The organism is Pseudomonas lalkuanensis (assembly GCF_008807375.1).
Classification (GTDB): Bacteria; Pseudomonadota; Gammaproteobacteria; order Pseudomonadales; family Pseudomonadaceae; genus Metapseudomonas; species Metapseudomonas lalkuanensis.
The window spans coordinates 2,496,519-2,514,274 of record NZ_CP043311.1 but is presented as its reverse complement, the minus strand read 5'-3'; the positions used below and the strand labels follow the sequence as shown (position 1 = coordinate 2,514,274).

The following is a 17,756-nucleotide window of genomic DNA, read 5'->3' as shown; positions in this document are numbered from 1 at the left end:
TTCAATCGCGATTGCAGTCCGAAGGGCTAGCTTGCCACCCATCAAGGGCCGCTACTCAGCCCACTCGCGAATGAATTCGCTCCCACAGTGAATCTGCATCCACAGACTACATTCCGACTACCGCCCGAACACCGGCTTCCTCTTCTCGATGAAGGCCCCCATGCCTTCCTTCTGATCCGGCGTGGCGAACACCGCCTGGAACATCCGCCGCTCAAAGCGCAGCCCCTCGCCCAGCGATCCGTCATCCACCCGATTCACGCACTCCTTGAGCATCATCACCGCCGTGCGCGACTGCCCGGCGATGCGGCTGGCGCTGTCCATGGCTTCCTCCAGCAATTCGGCGGCGGGCACTACCCGCGCCACCACACCGCAACGCTCGGCCTCGGTGGCATCCATGCTGCGTCCGCTCAGGAGCATTTCCATGGCCTTGGCGCGGCCGACAAGCCGGGTCAGGCGCTGGACGCCGCCCGCACCCGGAATCACCCCCAGCTTCACTTCCGGCAGGCCGAAGCGTGCCGTGTCGGCAGCGATGATGAAGTCGCACATCAGCGCCAGTTCGAAACCGCCGCCCAGGGCGTGGCCGGCCACGGCGGCTATGATCGGCTTGCGCCGCTGCGCCACGCGGTCCCAGCGGCCGAGGAAGTCGTCCAGATAGGTGCCGGGGAAGCACAGCGGCGCCATTTCCTTCACATCGGCGCCGGCGGCGAAGGCCTTGGCGGAGCCAGTGATCAGCACGCAGCCGATGGCAGCGTCCCGCTCGAATCCGTCGAGTACCTGGTTCAGCTCATCGATGAGCTGGGTGTTGATGGCGTTCAGGGCTTCGGGGCGATTGAGGGTGACCAGGCCGACAGCGCCGGCCTGCTCCACCAGCAGGGTCTGGTAGGTCATGGAGAATTCCTTCAAATGGGATGGGCAGGCCTGCGGCCTGCAATCGCGATTGAAATCGCTCCCACGAGGGTCGCCATTACCTCGGCTGTGGGAGCGAATTCATTCGCGAAAAATCAGAGGCTGCGGGCAATCACCATCCGCTGCACATCCGAGGTGCCTTCATAGATCTGGCACACCCGCACGTCACGGTAGATGCGCTCCACCGGGAAGTCCTTCAGGTAGCCGTAGCCGCCGAGGGTCTGGATGGCCGCCGAACAGACCTTCTCGGCCATTTCCGAGGCGAACAGCTTGGCCATGGACGCCTCGGTCAGGCAGGGCATGCCGGCCTCGCGCAGGCTGGCGGCGTGGTGAACCATCTGCCGCGCCACGGCGATCCGGGTCGCCATGTCGGCCAGGCGGAAAGACACTGCCTGGTGCTCGATGATCGGCTTGCCGAAGGTCTTGCGCTCGTGGGCGTAGTCCCGCGCCGCCTCGAAGGCCGCGCGGGCCATGCCGACGGACTGCGCGGCGATGCCGATGCGCCCGCCCTCCAGGTTGGACAGGGCGATGCGGTAGCCATCGCCCTCCTCACCCAGACGCAGGGACGCCGAGATACGCACATCATCCAGTTGGATCTGGCAGGTATCGGAGGCGTGCTGGCCGAGCTTGTCCTCCACCCGCACCACCTGATAGCCGGGGGTATCGGTGGGCACGATGAAGGCGCTGATGCCCTTCTTGCCGGCCTGCGGATCAGTCACGGCGAAGACGATCACCATTCCCGCATGGCTGCCCGAGGTGATGAACTGCTTGGCACCGTTCAATACGTAGTGGTCGCCGTCGCGGCGGGCGCGGGTGCGCAGGTCGCTGGCATCCGATCCGGCCTGGGGTTCAGTGAGGGCGAAGGCGCCGATCATCTCACCCGTGGCCAGCGGACGCAGGAAGCGCTCCTTCTGCTCCTGGCTGCCGTACTTGAGGATGGGCATGCAGCCCACCGAATTGTGCACGCTCATGATGGTGGAGCAGGCGCCGTCGCCGGCGGCGATCTCTTCCAGCGCCATGGCATAGGCCAGGTGGCCGGTGGCCGCACCGCCCCATTCTTCCGGCACCAGCATGCCGAGGAAGCCCAGCTGCGCCATCTCGCGGATGGCCTCGGCGGGGAAGCGATGTTCGCGGTCCCAGTCAGCGGCGAAAGGCTTCAGGCGCTCCTGGGCGAACTGCCGCGCCATGTCGCGGATCTGGATTTCGTCTTCGTTCGGGATCATCGCCCAGCCCTCACTTGATGAGTTCGATAGCGACAGCAGTGGCCTCGCCGCCACCGATGCACACCGACGCCACGCCACGCTTCAGGTCGTACTGGGACAGCGCATTGAGCAGGGTCACCAGCACCCGCGCGCCGGAGGCGCCGATGGGGTGGCCCAGGGCGCAGGCGCCGCCGTGGACGTTGATCCTGTCGTGGGAGATGTCCAGGTCACGCATGGCGACCATGGGCACCACAGCGAAGGCTTCGTTCACTTCGAACAGGTCCACCTCGCCCAGGCTCCAGCCGGTGCGGGCCAGCAGGCGCTGGATGGAACCCACCGGTGCAGTGGTGAAGAGGTTCGGCGCCTGGGCGAAGGAGGCATGGCCGGCAATCTGGGCCAGCGGCTTCAGGCCGCGCTTTTCCGCTTCCTCCAGACGCATCAGTAGCAGGGATGCCGCGCCGTCGGAAATGGAACTGGAGTTGGCCGCGGTGACGGTGCCGCCCTCGCGGAACGCCGGCTTGAGGGTGGGAATCTTCTCCAGGCGCGCCTTCGGTGGCTGCTCGTCCTGGCTGATGGTCACCACCTCGCGGCCGGATTTCGCCTCCACGGGAACGATCTCGGCAGCGAAGCGGCCGTCGGCCATGGCTTTCTGCGCGCGGGTCAGGGAGGCAATGGCGAAAGCGTCCTGCTGCTCGCGGGTGAAGCCATAGGCCTGGGCACAATCCTCGGCGAAGGTGCCCATCAGGCGGCCCTTGTCGTAGGCGTCTTCCAGGCCGTCGAGGAACATGTGGTCCAGCACCTTGCCGTGGCCCATGCGGTAGCCGGAACGGGCGCGCTCCAGCAGGTAGGGCGCGTTGGACATGCTCTCCATGCCCCCGGCCAGGACCACATCGGCACTGCCGGCACGCAGCAGGTCATGGGCGAGCATTACGGTCTTCATGCCCGAGCCGCACATCTTGTTCACCGTGGAGCAGACCACGCCCTGGGGCAGGCCCGCGCCGAGTGCGGACTGGCGCGCCGGAGCCTGGCCCTGGCCGGCCTGCAGCACGCAGCCCATGATGACCTCGTCCACGGCGTCGCCCGGAACGCCCGCGCGTTCCAGCACGGCACGGTTGGCGGCCGCACCCAGTTGCGCGGCGGTCATGTCCTTGAAGTCGCCGAGGAAGCCGCCCATGGCGGTACGGGCAGCACTGACGATAACGATGGAATCCTTGTTCATGGCGTCCTCCTTACTTTGCGGCCATACGGATAGCGCCATCGAGGCGAATCACTTCGCCATTGAGCATGGCGTTCTCGACGATGTGGCGGACCAGAGCGGCGTACTCGGCCGGACGGCCAAGGCGCGGCGGGAAGGGCACGGCAGCACCGAGGGAGTCACGCACTTCCTGGGGCATGCCGGCCATCATCGGGGTTTCGAAGATGCCGGGGGCAATGCACATCACGCGGATGCCGTGGCGTGCCAGTTCGCGGGCAACAGGCAGGGTCATGCCAACCACACCGCTCTTGGAAGCGGAATAAGCGGCTTGGCCGATCTGGCCGTCGAAGGCCGCGACCGAGGCGGTGTTGATGATCACCCCGCGCTCGCCCTCTTCGTTGGGCTGCCCCTGGGACATGGCCTCGGCGGCCAGTCGCAGCATGTTGAAGCTGCCGACCAGGTTGATGCTGATGGTGCGGGCGAAGCTGTCCAGGCCGTGGGCGCCGTTGCGGCCGATGACCTTCTCGGCCGGCGCGACGCCAGCGCAATTGACCAGCCCGTGCAGGCCGCCAAAGATTTCTACTGCGGCGGACACGGCAGCGCGGGCGTCTTCTTCACGGGTGATGTCGGCTTTCACGAAGCGGGCATTGGCGCCCAGTTCTTCGGCGCGGGCGTTGCCGGCTTCGGCGTTGATGTCCACCAGCACCACCTTGCCGCCCTGCCCCACCAGTTCGCGGGCCGTGGCCAGGCCAAGGCCGGAACTGCCGCCGGTCACCAGGAAAACGGAATTCTCGATACGCACGGTTGTACTCCTTCGGATCAGTGAGCGGCGGCCGCCTGGGCCTTGGCGATCTCCTGGTTACGCAGGAGGAAACGCTGGATCTTGCCGCTCGGGGTCTTGGGCAATTCCGCGACGAACTCGATTTCGCGCGGATAGGAATGGGCGGAAAGGCGCTTGCGCACGTACTGCTGCAGTGCTTCGGCCAGTTCGGGGTTGGCGCTGTGGCCGCCATGCAGCACCACGAAGGCCTTGACCAGTTCGGTACGCTCCGGGTCGGGCTTGCCGATCACTGCGGCTTCGATTACCGCCGGATGCTCGATCAGCGCGCTCTCCACATCGAAGGGGCCGACGCGGTAGCCGGAGGTGGTGATCACATCGTCGGCGCGACCGACGAAGCTGATGCTGCCGTCCTCGTTCAGTTCCACGGTGTCACCACTCAGATAGTAGTCACCGACGAAGGCCTTGGTGGCCATGCCCTGATAACCGGGGAACCAGAACAGCGGCGAGCGCGGCATGTCCAGGGCGAGGATGCCGGGCTGGCCGGCGGGCAGCTCGCGGTGCTGTTCGTCCAGCACCACCACGCGATGGCCGGGCATGGCGAAGCCGGCAGCGCCCAGGCGCACCGGGTGCTCCAGCGCATGGTGGTTGCACAGCACCATGCCCAGTTCGGTCTGCCCGTAGTGGTCGTGGATGGTGCAGCCAAGGCCCTCGCCGAACCAGCGGATGACCTCCGGGGTCAGGGGCTCGCCGGCACTACTGACGGCGCGCAGGTTGCCCTTGATGGCGGCCTCCACCTCGTCCCGGGCGGCCAGTAGCAGGCGGTAGGCGGTGGGCGAGCCGGCCAGGTTGGTGATGCCGTATTCGCGGATGATGCGGCAGGTGCTCTCCACCGTGAAACCGCCCTCGTAGAAGGTGGTGGCATGGCCCATGGCGAGCGGACCGGTCACGGCGTAGTACAGGCCGTAGGCCCAGCCCGGATCAGCCAGGTTCCAGAACTTGTCGTCCGGGCGCAGGTCGACCGCGTCACGCATGTAGCTGACGAAGGCGACTATGGCCTTCAGCGGCACGGCCAGCGGCTTGGCAAGACCCGTGGTGCCCGAGGTGAACATCAGCAGGAAGGGATCGGAGGCCTTGCGCAGCACCGGCTCGAATCGGTCCGGCTGGCGCTCCAGCTCGGCCCAGAAGTCATCACCCACCGTCAGCACCGGCGGCACCCCTTCCACTTCATCCAGCTTGCTGCGGTTGGTGAGGTCGGTGACTACCAGTTTCGAACCGGCGCCCTGCACCCGGTGCTCAATGGCCTTGGGCCCGAAGGCGGTGAACAGCGGCTGGTAGACGGCACCGGCACGCCAGGTGCCGAGGATGGTGATCAACAGTTCCGGGGTACGCGGGAGCATGCCCGAGACGCAATCGCCGGGCTTGACGCCACGGGCTTGCAGCAGGTTGGCAAAGCGCGCCGACGCGTCCTTGAGCTGGGCGAAGGTCCAGGTGGCCTGCTCGCCATTGCGCCCCTCCCAGACCAGCGCGACGCGGCCTGGCTCGACATGGCGGTCGCAGCATTCGACACAGGCGTTCAGGGCATCGAGATTGCCCGCCAGGGTGGTGGACGCGGCGCTGGCGTAGTCGAACTCGTGGGCAGCGGTGAAGTAGTCGCGCATCGGGTGGACTCCCAGGTTGTTTTTGTTGGAGTACCGGGATGGTCGCGCCAGGGGCCCGTGGCGGCAATGTCGAAAGGCATCAACCTGGGTGAGCGGAATTGACAGGGGGATTGGGAGCGCAGGACGGTGCCCTGCTTTCGCGAATGAACTGGCTCCCACGCCGGGCTCTGCCGCGCTGGTGGATGCAAAGCGCGACATTCACCCTACGCGCGGAACTGATCCATCAGCCCCTGCTGGTGGTTGGCCAGGCGGTTCAGCGCCTGGCTGACCTGGGCCGACTCCTCGGCCTGGCCGGAAAGGGATTCGGTGACGTCGCGGATCGCCGCCACGTTGCGGTTGATCTCCTCGGCCACCGCGCTCTGTTCCTCGGCGGCAGACGCGATCTGCAGGTTCATGTCGGTGATCACCGTCACCGCCTCGCCGATGCGCTGCAGCGCCGCCACCGCCTGTTCCACCTGCTCGACGCTGCCCTGCGCCTGGCGGTGGCTGCTGTGCATCGAGCCGACCACTTCGCGGGTGCCGTGCTGCAGGCCCTCGATCACCTGGCGGATTTCCTCCACCGAATCCTGGGTGCGCTTGGCCAGGTTGCGCACCTCGTCGGCCACCACCGCGAAGCCGCGCCCGGCCTCGCCGGCCCGCGCGGCCTCGATGGCGGCATTGAGCGCCAGCAGGTTGGTCTGTTCGGCGATGGCGCGGATCACTTCCAGCACCGAGCCGATCTGCTCGCTGCTGTTGGCCAGGGCCTGCACTTCTTCCATGGCCGCGCTCATTTCGCTGGCCAGTTGCTCGATGGCGCTGGTGGTCTTGCCGATCACGCCGAGGCCTTCCCGGGTGGCATGGTCGGCGCCGCGGGCGGCTTCGGCGGCCTGGGCGGCGCTGCGGGCGACGTCCTGGGCGGTGGCGCTCATCTCGTTGGAGGCGGTGGCCACCTGGTCGACTTCGCGGTACTGCTGCTGCATGCCGGCGCTGGTCTGGCTGGCGATGGCGGCGGACTGGTCGGCGGTGCCGCGGGCGTCCTGCACCGAGCGCTTCACGTCGGCGATGATCGGCTGCAGCTTGTCGAGGAAACGGTTGAACCAGCCGGCCAGCTCGCCCAGCTCGTCCTGGCGGGCGTAGTCCAGGCGCCGGGTGAGGTCGCCCTCGCCGCTGGCGATGTCACGGAGCATGTGCGCCACGCCCTGGATCGGCCGGGTCACGCCGCGGGCGGTGAGCCACACCAGCAGCAGGCCGGCGATGGCGGCGGCAACGCCGAACAGCAGCTCCAGCCAGGTGCCCTGGGCGTTGCGCGCATCCAGGTCCTGTTGCAGTTCAAGGGCCGGAGCCAGCAGAGTCTGCATGGGCACGTCGAGGAGCACGGCCCAGGGCTTGGATTCCGGAATCGGCTGCAGCGGCGCGAGCACCTGCAAGTGGTCATCGGCCTGCTGCTCGTGGGCCTTGCCCTCGCGTTGCAGGCCGAGCAGCGTATTGGCTTCATTCGGGTAGGCCTTGGCCAATCCCTGGCCCAGCAGACCGGCGTCTTCGCTATGGCCGGCGAGCAGGCCCGCCGGGCTGAGGATGCTGATGGCGCCCTGGCCGTCATACAACCCCTGGCTGCCGGCACTGGCCAGCTGCTGCAGATTGCTCAGGCTGATATCCATGCCGACCACCGCGAGCATCCTGCCGTCCTCGATCACCGGGAAGGTCAGCGTGGTGATCAGGGTCTTCTGGCCCGAGGCGTCGTCGAAGTACGGGTCAAGCAGGCAGGGCTTCAGGGTCTGTTTCGGGCAGTTGAACCAGGTGTTGAACGGGCTGCCGTCGAGCATGGGCGTGGCGTCGCTGATCATCGCTTCGGTGGGCGCCAGGCTGCTGAGCTGGCCACCACGCTGCGCCCAGTAGGCAGAGAAGCGGCCCGCCTCGTTGCTGCCAAGTTCAGTGCGATTGGCGTAGAGCGCGTCGTTGCCGTCCAATGCGTTCGGCTCGAACACCAGGTAGAGGCTGAGCAGCTGCGGGTTGGCCTGCAGGGCTTCCTTCACCTGCTGATTCAGGTCGTCGCGCAGCGCCTGGCTGTCCAGTTGCAGTTTCTGCGCCTGGCGCTTCTGCAGCAGCACCTGGCGGGAGAAGTTGAGGCCGTCCTGGTAGGACGAGAGGAAGTAGCGCTGGATGGTCAGCGCCTGCACCTTGCCCTCCCCTTCCATGCGCTCGCGAGCCGAGGTCTCCAGCATCTGAGCACTGTTCGCCTTGACCAGTTCGGTGCCGGCGCCCATGCGGTAGAGCGAAATACCGATCAGCACGGCGACGATGGCCAGCAGGCAGAGGCCCGCCAGCAAGGTGATCTTCCACTGGATGGAAAGTCGGTTGAGGGGCATGGAAAGGGTCCTGTGTGTTTCTGGTCGGCAATTGGGTGCAGGCATCGGCCGCCCTGTCATACAGCGGCGGAAAGGCGCCTCAACTTGAATCCGGATGAATCAAGGCGCGGTATTGCCCGGGCGTTGAGCCGGTCCATTTCTTGAATGCCTTGTAGAAGGCGCTGGTGTCTGCAAAGCCCAGCTCGAAGGCCAGCTCGGTGAAGTTGCCTTCCCCGTTGTCCAGTCGGGCGATGGCCAGGTCGCGCCGGACCTGGTCCTTCAGCCCCTGGTAGGACTGCCCTTCCAGGGACAGCTTGCGGCGCAGGGTGGACGGCGCCATGTAGAAGTGGCTGGACAGCGCTTCCACGTCGGGCCAGCGCTCGGGGCGGATGCTGCGCAGGTAGGCGCGGATGCGCGCCGCGAGGCTTTGCGGATCGCGATAACGTACCAGGATGTTCGCCGGCAAGCCGGCGAGGAAACGCTTGAGGTCACGCGGCGTGCGCCGAACCGGCAGCTCCAGGCAGTCGGCATTGAACAGCAGTCGGCTCTGGGGACGGGAGAAGCGCAGATTGGTGCTGAACATCACCCGGTAGTCCTCGATGTAGTCCGGCACTGCGCAGCGCAGGTCGACGCCGAGGATGGGAATGCGCCGCCCGGCCAGCCAGCACATCAGGCCGTGGATCATCAGCCACAGGGTGAAGTAGCTGAAGGCCCTGCATTGCTGCTCCTCGGGTTCATCCAACGTAATTTCAGCAAGACCGCCCCGACGCTCCAGGCGCGGCGAAAGGCCGTCGAAGACCAGTTCGAGGAATCGCAGGGACAGCTCCAGGGCCGCCCCCACGGTGGGCTCCTTCGCCGCCGCGCGAGTCATGTAGGCGAAGCTGCCGGACTTCATCCGCCGCGGGTTCATGCCGAAGAACTCGTCGTCCATGGTCCGCGCGATGAGCAGCCACAGCTGCCCGTAGAGCTGCGACGACACGCGTCCATAGGGCTTGGCCAGCAGCTCGACGGGAATGCCGCTCTGGCTCAGCAGGTCGGAATCGTCAAAGCCCCGCTGGCGGAGTTCCAGCAGGGCTTCGTGGACCAGGCGGACGGAGATGGTGCCTTTCTCGGCGGACGTGCCTGTCATGGGCTCCCTTGGGGCAGGTGCGAAGAAGCGAACATTGTAGGGGGCTATACCTGTGGGGGCGAAGAATGCCCCTGTCTTCCGGCCCTACCGAATCGCCGTCACCTTGTCGTCCTTCGGCGGGGTCAGCTCCTCGATGCTGATCTCGCGCATGCGGAACTTCTGGATCTTGCCGGTCACCGTCATCGGGAAGGCATCCACGAAGCGGAAGAAACGCGGCACCTTGAAGTGGGCAATGCGTTCCTTGGCCCAGGCGCGCAGTTCCTCTTCAGAGGCGGTGTGGCCGGGGTGGAACTTGATCCAGGCGACGATCTCCTCGCCGTACTTGCTGCAGGGAATGCCGATCACCTGCACGTCGGCCACTGCCGGATGGGTGAAGAAGAACTCTTCCAGCTCGCGCGGATAAATGTTCTCGCCGCCGCGAATGATCATGTCCTTGCTGCGACCCACGATGCAGACGTAGCCGTTCTCGTCCATGGACGCGAGGTCGCCGGTGTGCATCCAGCGGCCGGGGTCGATGGAGTCGGTGGTCGCCTGCGGGTTGTTCCAGTAGCCCAGCATCACGCTGTAGCCACGGGTACAGAGTTCGCCGATGGTACCGCGCGGGACGATCCTGCCCTCGGCGTCGACGATCTTGCTCTCCAGGTGCGGCTGGGTGCGGCCGACCGTGGTCACGCGCAGTTCCAGCTCATCGTCCGGGCCGGTCTGCAGGGACACCGGGCTGGTCTCGGTCATGCCGTAGGCGATCTGCACCTCGCTCATGTGCATCTCGTTGATCACCCGGCGCATCACTTCGATCGGGCAGGTGGCGCCGGCCATGATGCCGGTGCGCAGGCTCGACAGGTCGAACTCGCCGCGCTGCGGGTGATCCAGTTCGGCAATGAACATGGTGGGCACGCCGTAGAGGGCGGTGGCCTTCTCCTCGGACACGGCACGCAGGGTGGTCAGCGGGTCGAAGGCGTCGCCCGGGTAGATCATGGTGGCGCCGTGGGTCACGCAGCCCAGGTTGCCCATCACCATGCCGAAGCAGTGGTACAGCGGCACCGGGATCACCAGGCGATCCTGCTCGGTCAGGCCCAGGCTCTCGCCGACCATGTAGCCGTTGTTGAGGATGTTGTAGTGACTGAGGGTGGCGCCCTTGGGGAAGCCGGTGGTGCCGGAGGTGTACTGGATGTTGATCGGATCGTCGAACTGCAGGCTGGCCTGGCGCTCGGCCAGGGCTTCGACGCTCACTTCCCCTGCCCGCTGCTGCAATTCGGCCCAGGGCAGGAACGCCGCCGGCGGGTTGGTGGCCAGGCTGACCACGCCACGCAGTTCCGGCAGGCGCTCGCAGTTCAGTCTGCCCGGTTCCGCTGCGGCCAGCTCAGGCACCAGGCCGAGGAACATGGCGTGGTAGTCGGAGGTCTTGAAAGCGTCGGCGCAGATCACCCAGCGGCAGCCGGATTGCTTGAGCGCATATTCCAGTTCGCTGCTGCGGTAGGCCGGATTGATGTTGACCAGGATGGCGCCGATCTTGGCGCTGGCGAACTGGGTGATGCACCACTCGGCGCAGTTGGGCGCCCAGATACCCAGTCGGTCGCCGCTGTTCAGGCCCAGGGCGAGCAAGGCACGGGCGTGACGCTCCACCGCTTCGGCCAGTTCCTTCCAGCTGTAGCGCAGGCCCTGGTGCCTGACTACCAGCGCCTCGCGCTCGGGAAACTTGGCAACCGTGGCATCGAATGCCGCGCCTATGGTCATGGCGAGCAGGTCCTTGTCCTGCCGCCCCCGGGTGTAGCTCTGGTGATTCATGGCTTTCCCTTCTTGTCTTTGTGCTGGGATCGACGCTGATCAACTGGCCTCGACTACGGCAGAGAGGCCTGGTACGTAATTGGGCTTTATTTACCTTTACGTAAACGGAAAGGTAAATAAAGCCTGTTTTCCTGTCTAGTGACCCATTGGTCGGATATGGGTTCGCCCCATCGGCGGCAATCCCGATCTGTGGGAGCGAATTCATTCGCGAATGAATTCGCTCCCACACGTTTTGTGCCCTTACCGGATGAACACCTGCGTCGTGGTAATCGCCATATCGCCACCCGGCAGTTTGATGTTCTTCACCTTCTCCAGGCTGTCCGGATCGAACACCGCGATGTCGTTGAAGGTGCCGGCCAGGTAGAGCTTGCTGCCCTTGGTGTTGAAGGCGACGCAGTAGTAGGTGTGCTCCAGGTTCGCGGCCTTGATCAGCTTCTGCTCCCTGATGTCGTACTTCGCCAGACGGTTGAGCACGCCGAACATCTGGTTCGGGTCCTTCGGCGAGCGCAGGCCGGTGAAGTACAGCTCGGTCAGCGGCGCGAAGTCCTGGACCGTGGGTTTGCCGGTCTTCAGGTCGATGCTGACATAGCCATAGATGAAGTCGGCGGTGGCCAGGTCCTGCTTCTCATCCTTGAACTTGGCCGTCGTATAAAGCATCGAGAACTCGTGGTTCGGCGTCTGGTGCGGCCAGAAATACAACACGTCCGGGGCACTGTAGTTCGGGCGCTGCCAGTTGCGGCCGGGTACCGCCACCTCGTACTTGCCGGTCTGCACGTCCATCTTGTAGATGTCCGGCCCGGCGACGAACAGGCTGCCGTCATCGGCGGCGCGCATCAGGTAGACCTGGCGCGGCATCGGGAAGCTGCGCACCGGCTTGGCGTCAAGGCCATCGCTGGTGCGGAACACTTCCAGGCGCGGCTGCTTGACCACGTAATGGTCGCTCATCACCTGGGTCGGATTGACCGTGGTGTAGAGCTCCTTGCCGTCCGGGCTCAGGGCGAAGGAGAACATCGAACGCACCTTCTCCCCCGGATTGCGCGACAGCTTGGCGTGGAACACCGTCTTGCAGTCGTCCAGGTCGACGCCGTAGAGGTCGCCGAAGTGGTTGTTGAGGATGAAGGCAGTCTTGTTGTCCGGCGCCATCATCGCGGTGCCGGGACCGAAGGCGTCTGGCAGGCGACAGGTCTTGTACAGGCTGTCGCTGGCCAGATCGACCACGTGCAGGTTGTTCGGATAGTTGGTTGCGATCATGTATTCATGACCGGCCTTCAGCGCCGGACCGGCTGCATCAGCGGCCCAGGCATTGGTGCCCAGTGCGAAGCCGGCGACGGCGGTCGCCAGGCTGGCGATGGCTTTGAGTTTCATGCGGTGTCCCCTCTTGTTCTTGTCGCCGGTCATTTGTCTTTCGGGAATACGGTGCCGAGGTTGCGCCAGTCTTCTGCGGAGTTGGACGCCTGGGCGTTCCAGTCCTGGTAAGTGCTCATCATGTCGGGCACCTGGGCCGGCCACCAGCAAGGGTCGGAGCAGCCATAGAGGTCGGCTTCCATCGGCTGGCACAGCGAGCTCACCCCGCCGAAGGCATCCACTTCCCAGCCCGGGTCGGTGGTGGCGGTGCATCCGGCCACCGCACTCATGGCCATGACTTCCTCGATGCGATCTTCGGCTGCGGCTTTTTCGAGCATTTGCGCTTTGTTGTTGAGCGGCTTCAGATGTTTCATGTCAGTGCGCCTTCCGCGGAGAGATGTAGCTGCTGATGAAAGCCGGGTTGACGGCCATGATGCGGCTGTAGACTTCGATGCCGAAGTCCACCCAGTCGCGCATCAGCTCGCAGTAGTGATAGGTCGGGTGAGTGGGGTCGCCGTAGCGGGCGTAGCTCTCGTGGTAGCAGCCGCCGGAGCACAGGTTGCGGATGCGGCAGGTGTCGCAGCCGGTGCCGGAGCGATCCAGGCGCTGGGAGAGGAAGTCGTTCAGTTCGACCTGTTTCACCCCGCTGTGCACGTTGCCGAAGGTCGGCATGCTGGAACCGGTGAAACGGTGGCAGAGGTTCAGCTCGCCCTTGTGATCCACCGCCAGCATCTTCAGGCCGGCCCCGCAGGGCAGCGCCTTCTTGTGGCCTTCATGGATATCGGTGATCAGCTGGTGAAGGTTGGAGAAACCGATGTTGCGGTGCTCCAGGGCCGCCTCCAGGTAGCGACGGCCGAGCGCCTTCATGTTGGCGAAGACTTCCACCAACTCTTCGCTGGTGAGGTTGTAGTTCGCCATGTCGCCCGAGGTGACCGGGGCGAAGCCCACCTCGGCGAAACCCAGCTCGTTGAACAGGTGGTTCCAGATGGTCTCGACATCGGTGATGCCACGGGTCAGGGTCACCCGCGCGCCCACCGGGCGGCTGCGGTAGCGCGACAGCAGCAGGTCCACCTTGCGCCGGACCACGTCATAGGTGCCCTGCCCGCCCACGGTGATGCGATTGCGGTCGTGCACCGTCTTCGGCCCGTCGATGCTGATCGACAGCCCGAAGCGATGCTTGTTGAGGTAGTCGATGATCTCTTCGGTGAGCAGCGTTGCGTTGGTGGTCATGATGAACTCCACCTGCTTGCCAGCATCACTGAAGCGACGCTCGCAATAGTCCACCATGTGCTCGATCAGCGGACGGTTGGACAGCGGCTCGCCACCGAAGAACACCACGCTGTAGCGCTCTTCATCGGGCGATTCGCGCAGCAGCATCTCCACCGAGGCTTCGGCGGTTTCCGCGCCCATCTTCTTGCCGGCCGAAGGCTTGTCCAGGTCTTCCTTGTAGCAGTAGGTGCAGCTCAGGTTGCAGCCGGTGTTGACGTTCAGCACCACGGTGTTGAGCGCCGTGCGCTCCACCTTGCTGATGCCGATTTCCGGTGTCAGCGGCGAACCGTCGCTGACCACTTCCAGCGCGATCAGCTCGCGCAAGGTTTCATTGATGTCCTGCCCGGCGAAACGCCCGGCCAGGCGCTGCACCAGGTCTTCGGACGAGCAGCTCTGCTGACGCAGGGCGTCGATGATGCCGCCGGTAACCTCATCGGCGGCGAACAGAGAACTGCTCGGGATATGGAACAGCATGCGGTCGGCATCCACTCGCACTTCGTGCAGGTTGCGTTCGACCAGATTCAAGATTGCGCCCATGGCGACCTCCCGGAATTCATCCCAATCGTCGTTGCGAATCCGGGCGGGGCAGCCCCGCCCGAGCCGATACCGCTTACGGGATCGGCGGGTTGTTCCAGCGTTGCACGGTGACGATCAGGTGCCCTTCGCCCTTCTGACCGCCCTCTTCCAGCTGGGCGATCACCTTCAGGTTGCCGGCGTTGTTGGTCATCATCTTGCGTTCCGGGTTGGGGCCGGCGTCACCAGGGATGAACACGCCATCCTTCTGCATCACACCGGCGAACTTCACGTCCTCATCGTCCTTGGCACGCTCGTCGAAAGGCTCCACCGACCACTTCGCCGGCAGGTAGCCAATGCGATAGGGCTGGCCGTCGGCACCCTTGCCCCAGGCTTCCGCTTCGAAGCGGCCCTGCACCTTGGGTGTGGAGCCGCCGTTATCGCCGACACGGGCGATGGAGAACGCGGGCACTACCCTCACCTCGGCAATGTCCTTGTACACCGCGAGGTCGACACCCTTGAGTTCGCCAAGCGCGACGCTGCGCACACCGGGTGCGGCATCGGCGGCAGCCTTGACCTTGACGCGAACCAGCTTGGGAGTGACTTCCAGCACTTTCACCACCTCGACGCCGGCGCCGAGGTCAGGAGTGCCCTTCAGACCGCTGCCGACCAGGGTCAACTCGGTTTCGCTACCCGCCTTGATGAAGGCGGGCTGTATGGCCAGCAACTTGGCGTTGCCGTCTTTGGCGGCGCTGAAGTCCAGGCCACGCTCGTCATGCTCGGCCTCGAACATGCGGCCCTTCATCTCGCCGTTCAGGGCAGCGAACACCTGGCGCAGGTTGGTCTCGCCGACCTTCACATTGCCGCGCCATTCGTAGCCGTTGTAGAGAATGGCCGAGCCGCTGCCGTTGAACGGCGTGCCGTCGGCGTACTGGCCCTTCACCTCGACCTTGAAGGTGTCACCGGCATCGGCGGTTACGGTCATCACGCCGCGCACATCACCCTTGGCGAGCATGTGGCCGCTGAAGCTCCACTGCCCCGGCAAGGCATCGGCCTTGGGTCTGGCCTTCTGCCAGTCGGCCCAGGCCTGGTTCTCCAGCGGGAAGCGCTTGGCCAGCTCCGGCACCATTTCCTTGAGGGCGAGTTCCAGCCAGTCGCGGTCGCGGGACTGGGCCTGGTATTCGAGAGACGGCCACTGGCCGAGGTGGAAGTTGACCAGGTGTTCCCACTCCTTGGCGGGACGGCGCTGCAGGGCGACGCGGGCGCCGGAGTGGCAACGGCCGCACATCTGGCTGAGCTGGTCGTCGAACTGCTCGACGGTATTCAGGCGACGCTCCATGGCATAGCGCACGCCATCGGTCTCGCCAGGGGCCAGGCCCTGCTTGTCGGCCAGGTATTTGACCAGGGTGCGGCGGTCGTCGTCGCTGATCTGGAGGCCATGCATCACCTGCATGCGCGCAATGCTCATCAGCCAGCCTTCAGGCGTCTTGCGCTGATGGCTGATGCGGCTATAGGAATCGTTGCCCTCGGGGATGTGGCAACCCATGCATTTGGACTTGAGGAGGGCTGGACCCTCCTCGGCTGCATGGGCCTGGGCGAACATCAGGGACGCCATGGCCAGTGCCAGGGTGCCCGCGTGCTGCCGGAGTCGAGTCGTCTTCAAGGTCAGACCTCCACGGTGTTGTTCTTATGATTTGCACCCCACGGCGGAGCGGGTGCAGTTGTCACGGCAAATACATAATGTGTGCCATGCCAATGAAAGTCCTTTTATAACAACGCTTTAGCCGCAAAACACTGGCTTGGCGGGGATGCTGATGGCGGGGCCCGGCGTCTAATTTCGCGACAGACTGTTCCACGCTGAGACTGCGCCCTGCAGCATCCGGTAAAGGTAGACAGTGCGACTGTTCCAGGCTCGTCTCAGCGAGTCTCAAAGTGCAACAGCGAGCAGTTCGACGGCGACCTGAAACAACCTGAGTAATTCTTTTAAATCAATGCCTTAACAGACTTTTACGGCCTTGGCATGGGGGTTGCGAAAGCCGGGTACAACTTCAATGAACAGAGGCTTCCCCCATGCTCGCTGACCTGCCCGTCCTCCCTCAGACCAACGCCTTCCTCAACCGCAAGCTGAAGATGCTGATCGGCGCCGAATGGCAGGACGCCGCCAGCGGCAACACCATGAGCTTCCGCAATCCGGCCAGCGGCGAGATCCTCGGCGAGGTGCCCTCCGCCAGTGCCGAAGACGTCGACCGCGCGGTGCAGGCCGCCCGCCGGACCTTCGACGATTCCGCCTGGAGCCGCATGCGTCCGCGCGAACGGCAGAACCTGCTGTGGCGCCTGGCTGACCTGATGGAGCGCGATGCCCGGGAACTGGCCGAGCTCGAATGCCTGAACAACGGCAAGAGCGCCGCCGTGGCCCAGGTCATGGACGTGCAGTTGGCCATCGACTTCCTCCGCTACATGGCCGGCTGGGCCACCAAGATCGAAGGGAGCACCGTCGACCCGTCGCTGCCGCTGATGCCCAACGACCAGTTCCACGGCTACATCCGCCGCGAAGCCGTCGGCGTGGTGGGCGCCATCGTCGCCTGGAACTTCCCGCTGCTGCTGGCCTGCTGGAAGCTCGGCCCGGCGCTCGCCACCGGCTGCACCGTGGTGCTCAAACCCGCCGACGAAACCCCGCTGACCGCCCTCAAGCTGGCCGAACTGGTGCTGGAAGCCGGCTACCCGGCCGGAGTCTTCAACGTGGTCACCGGCACCGGCCTCAACGCCGGCGTCGCCCTCACCCGCCACCCGGGTGTCGACAAGCTGACCTTCACCGGCTCCACCGAAGTCGGCAAGCAGATCGGCAAGGCGGCCATGGACAACATGACCCGCGTGACCCTGGAACTCGGCGGCAAGTCGCCGACCATCGTCCTGCCCGACGCCAACCTGCAGGAGGCCGCCGCCGGCGCCGCCACCGCGATCTTCTTCAACCAGGGCCAGGTCTGCTGCGCCGGCTCGCGCCTCTACGTGCACCGCAAGCACTTCGACAACGTGATCGCCGACATCGCCGGCATCGCCAACGGCATGAAGCTCGGCAACGGCCTCGACCCGAGCGTGCAGATGGGCCCGCTGATCTCCGCCAAGCAGCAGGACCGCGTCACCGGCTACATCAACCTCGGCCGCGAACTGGGCGCCACCATCGCCTGTGGCGGCGAAGGCTTCGGCCCCGGCTACTTCGTCAAGCCGACGGTGATCGTCGACGTCGACCAGCAGCACCGCCTGGTGCAGGAAGAAATCTTCGGCCCGGTGCTGGTGGCGATGCCCTTCGACGATGTCGACGAGGTGGTGCGCATGGCCAACGACAACCCCTATGGCCTGGGCGCCAGCATCTGGTCCAACGACCTTGCGGCGGTGCACCGCATGGTGCCGCGCATCAAGTCCGGCTCGGTCTGGGTCAACTGCCACAGCGCCCTCGACCCGGCCCTGCCCTTCGGCGGCTACAAGCTCTCCGGCGTCGGCCGCGAGATGGGCGCGGCGGCCATCGAGCACTACACCGAGCTGAAGTCGGTGCTGATCAAGCTCTGAGGCCCGGCCCTGCGGGTGGATGGGAAGAGCGCCATCCACCCTTGAGCCGGAGCATATGCAGGGTGGGCTTCAGCCCACCATCGCTA

The 17,756-nt window shown here is 65.3% G+C and carries 13 protein-coding genes; 1 reads left to right on the top strand and 12 read right to left on the bottom strand.

Annotation, left to right across the window (positions count from 1 at the left end):
- Nucleotides 1-117 precede the first annotated feature (117 nt).
- From FXN65_RS11840 to peaA, 12 genes are all read right to left on the bottom strand, one after another.
- Entirely contained in the window at nt 118-888 is a 771-nt protein-coding gene (locus FXN65_RS11840; protein WP_151133387.1) for an enoyl-CoA hydratase-related protein, read from the bottom strand.
- Nucleotides 889-1,001: 113 nt separating this feature from the next.
- Nucleotides 1,002-2,129, bottom strand: coding sequence for an acyl-CoA dehydrogenase family protein (locus FXN65_RS11835; RefSeq protein WP_151133386.1), 1,128 nt, complete (start codon nt 2,127-2,129; stop codon nt 1,002-1,004).
- Nucleotides 2,130-2,139: 10 nt separating this feature from the next.
- Nucleotides 2,140-3,327, bottom strand: a complete 1,188-nt coding sequence (locus FXN65_RS11830; protein ID WP_151133385.1) for an acetyl-CoA C-acyltransferase — start codon at nt 3,325-3,327, stop codon at nt 2,140-2,142.
- A 10-nt stretch (nt 3,328-3,337) separates the two neighbouring features.
- A complete protein-coding gene (locus FXN65_RS11825) occupies nt 3,338-4,105 on the bottom strand; it encodes a 3-hydroxyacyl-CoA dehydrogenase (RefSeq protein ID WP_151133384.1) in 768 nt (255 codons plus the stop codon).
- A 17-nt stretch (nt 4,106-4,122) separates the two neighbouring features.
- Nucleotides 4,123-5,742 carry an acyl-CoA synthetase gene (locus FXN65_RS11820; RefSeq protein WP_151133383.1) on the bottom strand — a complete coding sequence of 540 codons (1,620 nt, stop codon included), beginning with the start codon at nt 5,740-5,742 and terminating at the stop codon, nt 4,123-4,125.
- Nucleotides 5,743-5,945: 203 nt separating this feature from the next.
- Nucleotides 5,946-8,087, bottom strand: coding sequence for a methyl-accepting chemotaxis protein (locus FXN65_RS11815; RefSeq protein WP_151133382.1), 2,142 nt, complete (start codon nt 8,085-8,087; stop codon nt 5,946-5,948).
- A gap of 79 nt (nt 8,088-8,166) precedes the next feature.
- Nucleotides 8,167-9,195, bottom strand: a complete 1,029-nt coding sequence (locus tag FXN65_RS11810; protein WP_151133381.1) for an AraC family transcriptional regulator — start codon at nt 9,193-9,195, stop codon at nt 8,167-8,169.
- A gap of 84 nt (nt 9,196-9,279) precedes the next feature.
- Nucleotides 9,280-10,980, bottom strand: a complete 1,701-nt coding sequence (locus tag FXN65_RS11805; RefSeq protein ID WP_151133380.1) for an AMP-binding protein — start codon at nt 10,978-10,980, stop codon at nt 9,280-9,282.
- Nucleotides 10,981-11,220: 240 nt separating this feature from the next.
- Entirely contained in the window at nt 11,221-12,345 is a 1,125-nt protein-coding gene (gene peaD / locus FXN65_RS11800; RefSeq protein WP_151133379.1) for a quinohemoprotein amine dehydrogenase subunit beta, read from the bottom strand.
- A gap of 29 nt (nt 12,346-12,374) precedes the next feature.
- Nucleotides 12,375-12,698 carry a quinohemoprotein amine dehydrogenase subunit gamma gene (gene qhpC / locus FXN65_RS11795; RefSeq protein WP_151133378.1) on the bottom strand — a complete coding sequence of 108 codons (324 nt, stop codon included), beginning with the start codon at nt 12,696-12,698 and terminating at the stop codon, nt 12,375-12,377.
- Nucleotide 12,699: 1 nt separating this feature from the next.
- Nucleotides 12,700-14,130, bottom strand: coding sequence for a quinohemoprotein amine dehydrogenase maturation protein (peaB, locus tag FXN65_RS11790; protein ID WP_151133377.1), 1,431 nt, complete (start codon nt 14,128-14,130; stop codon nt 12,700-12,702).
- Between the two features lie 73 nt (nt 14,131-14,203).
- Nucleotides 14,204-15,721, bottom strand: coding sequence for a quinohemoprotein amine dehydrogenase subunit alpha (peaA, locus tag FXN65_RS11785; RefSeq protein ID WP_226284414.1), 1,518 nt, complete (start codon nt 15,719-15,721; stop codon nt 14,204-14,206).
- Between the two features lie 455 nt (nt 15,722-16,176).
- Between peaA and FXN65_RS11780 the strand changes: the two genes are divergently transcribed.
- Nucleotides 16,177-17,670 carry an aldehyde dehydrogenase family protein gene (locus FXN65_RS11780; protein ID WP_151133375.1) on the top strand — a complete coding sequence of 498 codons (1,494 nt, stop codon included), beginning with the start codon at nt 16,177-16,179 and terminating at the stop codon, nt 17,668-17,670.
- The last annotated feature ends 86 nt before the right edge of the window (nt 17,671-17,756 follow it).